Source organism: Bacillus sp. 95MFCvi2.1 (assembly GCF_000374965.1).
Lineage (GTDB): Bacteria > Bacillota > Bacilli > Bacillales > Bacillaceae_G > Bacillus_A > Bacillus_A pseudomycoides.
Map to the genome: position 1 here is coordinate 221,394 of NZ_KB895696.1, position 8,798 is coordinate 230,191.

8 protein-coding genes are annotated in these 8,798 nt (G+C 38.1%); 5 read left to right on the forward strand and 3 right to left on the reverse strand.

Annotated features, from left to right (window positions below; translation table 11 throughout):
* The first annotated feature begins 69 nt into the window (after window positions 1-69).
* Window positions 70-921: a prephenate dehydratase gene (pheA, locus tag C568_RS0112555; RefSeq protein WP_003200865.1), complete on the forward strand. Its 852-nt coding sequence runs from the start codon at window positions 70-72 to the stop codon at window positions 919-921.
* A gap of 34 nt (window positions 922-955) precedes the next feature.
* On the opposite strand, the gene C568_RS0112560 is transcribed toward pheA, so the two are convergent.
* From C568_RS0112560 to C568_RS0112570, 3 genes are all read right to left on the reverse strand, one after another.
* Window positions 956-1,603 carry an MOSC domain-containing protein gene (locus tag C568_RS0112560; protein ID WP_018781689.1) on the reverse strand — a complete coding sequence of 216 codons (648 nt, stop codon included), beginning with the start codon at window positions 1,601-1,603 and terminating at the stop codon, window positions 956-958.
* Between the two features lie 88 nt (window positions 1,604-1,691).
* A complete protein-coding gene (locus C568_RS0112565) occupies window positions 1,692-2,234 on the reverse strand; it encodes a transcription repressor NadR (RefSeq protein WP_003208602.1) in 543 nt (180 codons plus the stop codon).
* Complete coding sequence (locus C568_RS0112570) at window positions 2,234-3,376, reverse strand: IscS subfamily cysteine desulfurase (protein WP_029427232.1); 1,143 nt, start codon at window positions 3,374-3,376, stop codon at window positions 2,234-2,236. Before C568_RS0112570 ends, C568_RS0112565 begins: the two co-directional genes overlap by 1 nt.
* 366 nt (window positions 3,377-3,742) lie before the next feature.
* On the opposite strand from C568_RS0112570, the gene nadB reads away from it, so the two are divergent.
* The 4 genes from nadB to safA form a co-directional block, all read left to right on the forward strand.
* A complete protein-coding gene (gene nadB, locus C568_RS0112575) occupies window positions 3,743-5,269 on the forward strand; it encodes an L-aspartate oxidase (protein WP_018781690.1) in 1,527 nt (508 codons plus the stop codon).
* A 19-nt stretch (window positions 5,270-5,288) separates the two neighbouring features.
* Window positions 5,289-6,122 (forward strand): carboxylating nicotinate-nucleotide diphosphorylase, encoded by an 834-nt coding sequence (gene nadC / locus C568_RS0112580; RefSeq protein ID WP_018781691.1) that lies wholly within the window; start codon window positions 5,289-5,291, stop codon window positions 6,120-6,122.
* A 29-nt stretch (window positions 6,123-6,151) separates the two neighbouring features.
* Entirely contained in the window at window positions 6,152-7,258 is a 1,107-nt protein-coding gene (nadA, locus tag C568_RS0112585) for a quinolinate synthase NadA (protein ID WP_018781692.1), read from the forward strand.
* A 204-nt stretch (window positions 7,259-7,462) separates the two neighbouring features.
* Window positions 7,463-8,798 (forward strand): SafA/ExsA family spore coat assembly protein (gene safA, locus C568_RS0112590; protein WP_018781693.1); only part of this gene is annotated, 1,336 nt, incomplete at its 3' end.

An 8,798-nucleotide genomic window follows, 5' to 3' on the forward strand; every position in this document is an offset into this window, starting at 1 on the left:
AAATTCACATAGAAAAATAAAAATATTCATGGTATAACAGTAAGAAAACGAAAAAGAGGGGAAAAGACGATGATTCGAGTTGGCTATTTAGGACCAGAAGCAACATTTACAAATATGGCGGTGAGTCGTTTTTTTCCGGAGGCAGAGCATGTGCCATATCGCACGATTCCTGATTGTATGGATGCTGCAGCAAATGGAAATGTAGACTTTGCAGTTGTACCGTTAGAGAATGCGATTGAAGGTTCTGTTAATATTACTGTTGATTATCTTGTGCATGAGCAGCCGCTCTTCATTGTAGGAGAAATTACAGTGCCTATTCAGCAACATTTACTTGTGCATCCAGATTATGAAGAGGTGTGGAAAGAAGTATATGCAGTTCATTCTCATCCGCATGCGATTGCGCAATGTCATAGGTTTTTAAATGAAGAATTAAAAGGTGTAACGGTTCGGGATATGACTTCCACAAGTGCAGCGGCGCAATATGTGAAAGAACATCCGGAAGAAAGGATCGCTGCAATTGCAAATGAAGCGGCAGCAGAGAAGTATGATTTAGCAATTGTGCAGCGTAATATTCATACGCATAAAAATAACCATACACGTTTCCTCGTGTTACATAAAAAACAGCGGGCACTACTACCGAAAAATGGTGAGAACCGCGGGGAGAAAACGACACTTATGATAACGTTACCTGCTGATTATGCAGGAGCACTTTATCAAGTATTATCAGCTTTCGCATGGAGAAAATTAAATTTATCAAAAATCGAATCTCGTCCAATGAAAACGGGACTTGGTAATTACTTTTTCTTAATTGATGTGGATAAGGCATATGATGATGTGTTGTTGCCAGGAGTAACCATGGAGCTTGAGGCACTTGGTTTTTCTGTGACGGTGCTGGGGAGTTATTCGTCTTATTGGTTGTAAACAAAAATAAACCTCATTGCATATGCAGTGAGGTTTATTTCAATTTTGCTAAGCGATCTACTAATTGCTCGCGCCAAGCTTCTGCTAGTTCTGGAACAGCAATAATTTTCTCCATTGCCTCTGTATCTTTCCGTCTATGAAAATATACTTCGTTAGAAAACAGAATAGAAACTTGATTTGGATGGCGCTCTATTAGTTTCATTTGTGAGTCTTTGCGAACAACGCCTTCTTGAAGAACACGGCATAAATAGCCGGTATAACCGGTTTCTACAATGCGCGGTAAAATACCGGGGATGCCAACTCTTTTTGAGATGGTACTACACGGTATCCGGCCTTGTGTAATTTGAATGACAGCCTCACCTAATTGATATGTATCGCCGATGAAAATATCATGTTCTAACATATTTGTTACGGTAATATTTTCGCCAAATGCAGAGGGTGGGAGTGTTGTTTGAAATTCTTGTTCCCATAGCGCGTAATGTTCATACGGATAGACACAAACAGCGCGATCAGGTCCGCCGTGAAACCTTTGGTCAGCTACACCATCTCCAAGAAATCCGTCTTTTGATAGAAAGGCTTCTTCTGTAAGGTCTTTACAGATGCCTGTTGTCATTTCTTTATTTTCTCCATATTGCATTTGTTTTGGTTTGCCAATGCTAAAGTGAATGAGTTTGATTCCCATATCATCTCTCCTTTACCAATTGATTTCAATATTATATCATTTCATAAATAAAAGCACAGAGAAGAATGAAACTCTCTGTGCTTTTATTTTAATAAACAAGAAATCCAGCGCGATCTAGCGCATCACAAGCAGCGTTTAATTTTTCTGTGGAATCTGCTTCAATTGTATGTAAGTGGATGCCATCTGTTAATTGAGATAGATAGGAAGCATTTGTATCTTCAATTTTTTGCAAATATTGTTCAACATCAAAACGATTGCTCACCATAATAGAAGCTGTTATGTCGCCGTATACAGGATGTTCTACTTTTACATCTTTAATTGTAACACCGTGGTCGACTAGCAATGTTAATTCTTGGCGTACTTCATCTGGTTTATGCTGGCAGACGATAACACGTTCAAATGTATTTTTCTTTGCTTGTGGTTTTAAATATAAATATCCTTGTGCAGTTGCGATAATTGGTTCGTTTCGCGCTTTTAGTAAGGAAATATCTTGTACGATGACTTGCCTGCTGACATTTGTTTTCTTAGATAATTCACTCCCGGATAACGGTTCGTTAGCAGCAAGGAGCCATTGTAAGATGAACTGTCTTCTTTCTTCTCCTAAAATCTTTTTCTGGTCATTTTGTTTCATTATAATTTAACACCTCTATAAAATTGATTTCCAATTGTGCATAGTGCATGAATGGTTGTATCAATATGTTCTTCCGTTGTATGACGTCCAAATGAAAAGCGGACATACTGTTTTGCCTCTTCATACGTTTTTCCAATTGCAAGCATTGTTTTTGAAGGTTCTTGTTTGCCGACTTGACATGCGCTTCCTGTTGAAATGGCAATGCCATGGCGATTGCATTCTAACATCGTGTACTGACCTTCTATTCCCTTTATTGTAACCCCAATAATATGAGGTAAACAAGAAGTAGAATGTCCTTCTACTTGAATTTCAAGGGGAATTGCTTGTAATTGTTCTGTAAAATAGGATCGTAATTGCTCAAAACGAGCGCGTTCTTCTTCACGATCGTCCAATATATGCTCTGCTGCTGTCAGAAACGAAGCGATACCGGGAGCGTTAACTGTACCAGGGCGAAATCCTTTTTCGTGAGATGTCCCTGGGAAGACTGGTTCCCAGCGAACTTTTGGGTTTATATAGCAAGCTCCGACACCCTTTGGTCCGTAAATTTTATGTGCGGAAACAGAAAGGCTATCAATTTGCATCGTTGTGACATCAATTGGGAGTTTACCAAATGTTTGTACACAATCTGTATGAAATAAAATATGGTGTTTTTTTAGTAGTGCTCCAATTTCTGAGATAGGTTGAACGGTTCCAATTTCAGAATTACCGTGCTGAATACTTGCTAAAACTGTATCGTCTGTAATTGCTGCTTCTAAAGCCTTAAGGTTAATAAGCCCGCATGAATCCACAGGAATTTCCGTGATTGTATATCCTTGCTTTGTTAATGACTGAAAGTAGCTGCGAATCGATGCGTGCTCCATCGGTGTTGTAAGTATGTGCTTGCCGCTTTTTGCATTTAAGAGCGACTGGATTGCAAGATAATTAGATTCAGAACCACCGCTTGTGAAAAATACGCCTTGTTCTTTTCCTCTAATCATTTGTGCAAATGCTCCCCTGCAAACTTGTAGTAAAGAAGAAGCTGTCCCTCCGATATCGTGTAAACTTTGTTCATTACCGAAGTATTGCTGTGCTGCTTTCGTATATGTGTCAATCGCTTCTTTGCTCATTGGTGTTGTAGCTGCATAGTCAAGATATATCATAATGTATAGTCCTCTCTATAGTAGAGTTACATTCGTTTTTTTATTTTAAAGTATATAAATTCAAATTAAAAAACCGACATAAACCCTTTCTTTTTAGGTGGGAGAGAGCATCCGGCCATGCGTAGAAGCGGTCAGATCCTCTTCCTGCCTCAAGTAAAAACAGAGAGAGAAAATGAGTGTAAGTCCCCTTTTCTCCTTCATAGCAGCGATTTATATGTCGAAAAAATAAAATGGATTTATATAGTATGAGAATTTCGTTAAACTCCTTGGTGAAAATATTACTTTCTAAAAAACTCTTGTCATTATTTTAAAACTATGTAAATATAGGTGTCAAGACAGTTGAAAAGTGTAAACTAGGAGGCAATGATCATGCCAAGTGCAGATGTCTTAATTATCGGAAGTGGTGTTGCAGCACTTAGTGTTGCGAAAGAGATTTGTCACGAAAAGAATGTGATGATTATCACAAAGAAAACAGGCCGCAATAACAATACGCATTTAGCGCAGGGCGGAATTGCAGCAGCTGTAGCTACATATGACAATGCGAATGATCATTACGAAGATACAATAGCGGCCGGCTGTGGCTATAACAATGAAGAAGCAGTTCGATATTTAGTGGAAGAAGGGCCGAAAGAGATTCGTAAGCTCATTGCAAATGGGATGGAATTTGATGGAGATGAAAACAGACCCCATCTTGGAAAAGAAGGTGCGCATCGAAAACGACGTATTTTACATGCTGGTGGAGATGCAACAGGACGAATTTTATTAGAGCATTTGGTTCAGGAAGTCGCTCCGTACGTTACAGTAGTGGAGCGAGAAATGGTGCTCGATTTAATTATAGAAAATGATACATGTAAGGGCGTTTTGACCCGTGATAGTGAAGGAAATATACATCGTTACTATGCTGAACATATTGTATTAGCTACAGGCGGTGTTGGAGGGGTGTATGCATTTACGTCTAACGACGAGACGATTACAGGTGACGGACTCGCGATGGTATACAGAGCTGGTGGCGAACTTGTTGATTTAGAATTTGTGCAATTTCATCCAACGATGCTATATGTAGGCGGACGTTGCTGTGGACTTGTTTCAGAAGCGGTACGGGGTGAAGGAGCTGTTCTGTTAAATGAAAAAGGACAGCGTTTTATGCTGGATGTACATCCGCAACATGATCTTGCACCGCGTGACGTAGTGGCACGTGCGATTCATGAACAGCTTCTTGCAGGTGAAAGTGTATACTTGGATATTTCTTCTATTCAAAACTTTGAAGAACGTTTTCCTACTGTATCGGCATTATGCAAAAAGAATGGTATAGATGTAAAAAAAAATAGAATTCCAGTTGTTCCTGGTGCTCATTTTCATATGGGTGGCATTAAAACGAATTGTGATGGAGAAACATCTATTCCGCATTTATATGCTATAGGTGAAGTAGCTTGTAACGGTGTGCATGGTGCAAACCGATTAGCGAGCAACTCATTGTTAGAAGGGCTTGTGTTTGGAAAACGAATGGGAACACATATTTTAGCTCATCCGGTACAAGAAAAGATAAATAATAGCGAAGAAATACATGGAATATCAAAAGTTCCTCAGTTACCTACGAAAAAAGAAATACAAAAACATATGATGACGTACGTAGGAATTGTACGAACAGAAAAGAGTTTATTATATGCGAAGCAATGGTTTGAACATTATCGTATACAAAGTGTTCGAATGCAATATGAAGCTTTTACAAATGAAGATATAACAATTATAAATATGCTAACAGTTTGTCAGCTCATTACAGAAGCGGCACTGCAAAGAAAAGAGAGCATAGGTGGTCATTATCGTGGTGATTATCCAAGACGAAATCAAGTAACGAAAAAAATTATTCTTGCTAATAGAAATTTACAACTTGTGTAATGAGGGGAAGAGGGATTGTATGAACGCGTTAAAGGTAAGAAAAGCATTAGAAAGATTTATTCTGGAAGATATTGGAGAAAAAGATGTAACATCTCAGCTTATTTTTCCTGATAATTTAAGGGCAAAGGGAACGTTCCTTGCGAAAGAAACGGGGGTATTCGTAGGGACAGCAGTAATTGAACAAGGATTTCGATTATTAGATGACGGCATTCAAATTACACTTTATAAAAAAGACGGAGATTTCGTAGAAAAAGGTGAGATTTTAGCAAGTGTCGAAGGACCAATTGCATCTTTATTAACAGCGGAGCGTGTAATTTTAAATATTATTCAACGCATGAGTGGTATAGCAACGATGACGCGCAAAGCTGTTCTGGCGCTAGAAAGTGATCATACACGTATTTGTGATACGAGAAAAACGATGCCAGGGCTTCGCATGTTTGATAAATATGCGGTTGTTTGCGGAGGCGGATATAACCATCGCTTCGGATTATACGATGGTGTCATGATTAAAGATAACCATATTGCTTTTGTAGGGTCTATTACAAAAGCTGTTACATCTGTGAAAGAAAAGCTTGGGCATATGGTGAAAGTTGAAGTGGAAACGGAGACAGAAGAACAAGTGCGCGAAGCGATTGCCGCAGGAGCGGATATTATTATGTTTGATAACCGTACACCAGAAGAAGTTCATGAGTTTTCTAAAATTGTTCCAAGTACAATTGTGACAGAAGCATCCGGCGGCATTACAATTGAAAATTTATCGAACTATGGTGGAACAGGGGTAGATTACATTTCACTTGGATTATTAACACATTCTGTAAAGGCGTTAGATATTAGCTTTAATATTGAAGTTTAAGGTGAGAGGGTTAGAGGGGGAGATTACAAATGAGTATTTTAGAGAAAGTTCAGCTAATTGAAACGATGTTACCAGAGCGTTATCAAACGATGTCAGTACAAGAAATGGAAGAGCGCGTTCGTGAAATTAAAGAAAAATTAGGGGAAGCATTATTTATTCCAGGGCATCATTATCAAAAGGATGAAGTTGTTCAATTTTCAGATGCTGCGGGAGATTCATTGCAACTTGCGCAAGTAGCGGCTAGCAATAAAGCAGCGAAATATATTGTCTTTTGCGGTGTGCATTTTATGGCTGAAACAGCAGATATGTTAACGGCCGATGAACAGGTCGTTATTTTACCAGATATGCGTGCTGGCTGTTCCATGGCGGATATGGCAGATATCGAACAAACAGAACGAGCTTGGAACGAACTTACGCAGTTATTTGGGGATACGATGATTCCATTAACATATGTCAATTCTACGGCAGCTATTAAGGCATTTTGTGGACGAAATGGCGGGGCGACAGTAACATCTTCAAATGCAAAAAAAATGGTATCTTGGGCATTTACGCAAAAAGAGCGTCTTGTTTTTTTACCAGATCAACATTTAGGAAGAAATACAGCGTATGACCTAGGTATTTCATTAGATAAAATGGCGGTTTGGGATCCGCATACAGATTCATTAGAATATGATGGGAATATAGAAGATGTGAAGGTGATTTTATGGAAAGGTCATTGTTCGGTTCATCAAAATTTTACTGTGGAAAATATTGGAAGCGTACGAAAAAATAATCCTGATATGAATATTATTGTTCATCCAGAATGCTGTTATGAAGTGGTAACAGCTTCTGACTATGCAGGGTCAACAAAGTATATTATTGATATGATCGAACAAGCACCATCTGGAAGCAAATGGGCAATTGGTACAGAGATGAATTTAGTAAACCGGATTATTCATCAACACCCGGATAAAGAAATTATTTCATTAAACCCTTTTATGTGTCCTTGTTTAACGATGAATCGTATTGATTTACCACATTTATTGTGGGTGTTAGAAACGATAGAGCGTGGAGAAGAAGTCAATGTTATTCAAGTAGATAAGCAGGTGACAAAAGAAGCAGTTCTTGCCTTAAATCGTATGTTAGAGCGTGTGTAAAAGCGACGGATTTCCGTCGCTTTTTTATTAAACATAATTAGCTAATTGCAGTCATACATTGTGTTGAGGGAATCATTGTATTTTTTCATATTCGTGCAATATTGTGTATGACTAAATGGTAAGAGCAAGAGTGTTAAATTATAGAGGACAGTTTCACTTTACATTATTTTGGCTTATAGATAAGTAATACAGGAGGGGGAAAATTTGAAAATTCATATCGTGCAAAAAGGGGATACCCTTTGGAAAATTGCGAAAAAGTACGGAGTAGATTTTGAAACGTTAAAAAAGGCGAATACGCAGCTTACTAATCCCGATCTGATTATGCCAGGTATGAAAATAAAAGTGCCATCTAGCAGTGTGCATGTGAAAAAAAATATGGGTGCTGGTTCAGCTCCTCCAAAAGAATATGTAAAAGAGGTACAACAAAAAGAATTTGCAGCGACACCTACGCCGCTTGGAATAGAAGATGAAGAAGAAGCACCATATCAATCTGCGCCGATTACGCAGCAACCGGCTATGCAGCAAACGCAAAAAGAAATGCAAATGAAGCCGCAAAAAGAAATGCCCATTCAAAAAGAAAAGCCGATTCAGAAAGAAGTACCAATCCAAAAAGAAAAACCGATTCAGAAAGAAATACCTATTCAAAAAGAAGTACCTATTCAAAAGCCGCCTGTCGTTGAAAAACCAGCTGTAATTGAAAAGCCACCAGTTGTAGAAAAGGTAGAGAAACCTGTGGGAAAAGAAAGCACAAAGTTTTCAGTGAATATATTACCACAGCCGCCACAACCACCGATTAAGCCTGCAAAAGACTATAAAATTTCAGATGTAATAAAAAAAGGAAGCGAGTTAATTGCCCCGCAAATTATTAATAAGATGAAACCGAACAATATAGTGTCACCACAAACGAAAAAAGAAAATGTAAGTAATATAGTTGCGCCGCAAATGAAAAAAGAAAATGTAAGTAATATAGTGTCACCACAAACGAAAAAAGAAAATGTAAGTAATATAGTTGCGCCGCAAATGAAAAAAGAAAATGTAAGTAATATAGTGTCACCACAAACGAAAAAAGAAAATGTAAGTAATATAGTTGCGCCGCAAATGAAAAAAGAAAATGTAAGTAATATAGTGTCACCACAAACGAAAAAAGAAAATGTAAGTAATATAGTTGCGCCGCAAATGAAAAAAGAAAATGTAAGTAATATAGTGGTGCCGCAAACGAAAAAGGAAAATGTAGGTAATATAGTTGCGCCGCAAACGAAAAAAGAAAACGTCAGTAATGTTGTTTCGCCACAAGTGCAAAAAGAAAATGTGGGTAATATAGTTGCACCGGATGTGACAAAAGAAAGTCTTATTATTCCACAAGTAACACCACCGAATATCATGCCAATGATGGATAATAATCAAATGCCGAATATCATGCCGATGATGGATAATAACCAAATGCCGAATATCATGCCGATGATGGATAATAATCAAAAGCCGAATATCATGCCAATGATGGATAGTAACCAAATGCCGAATATCATGCCAATGATGGATA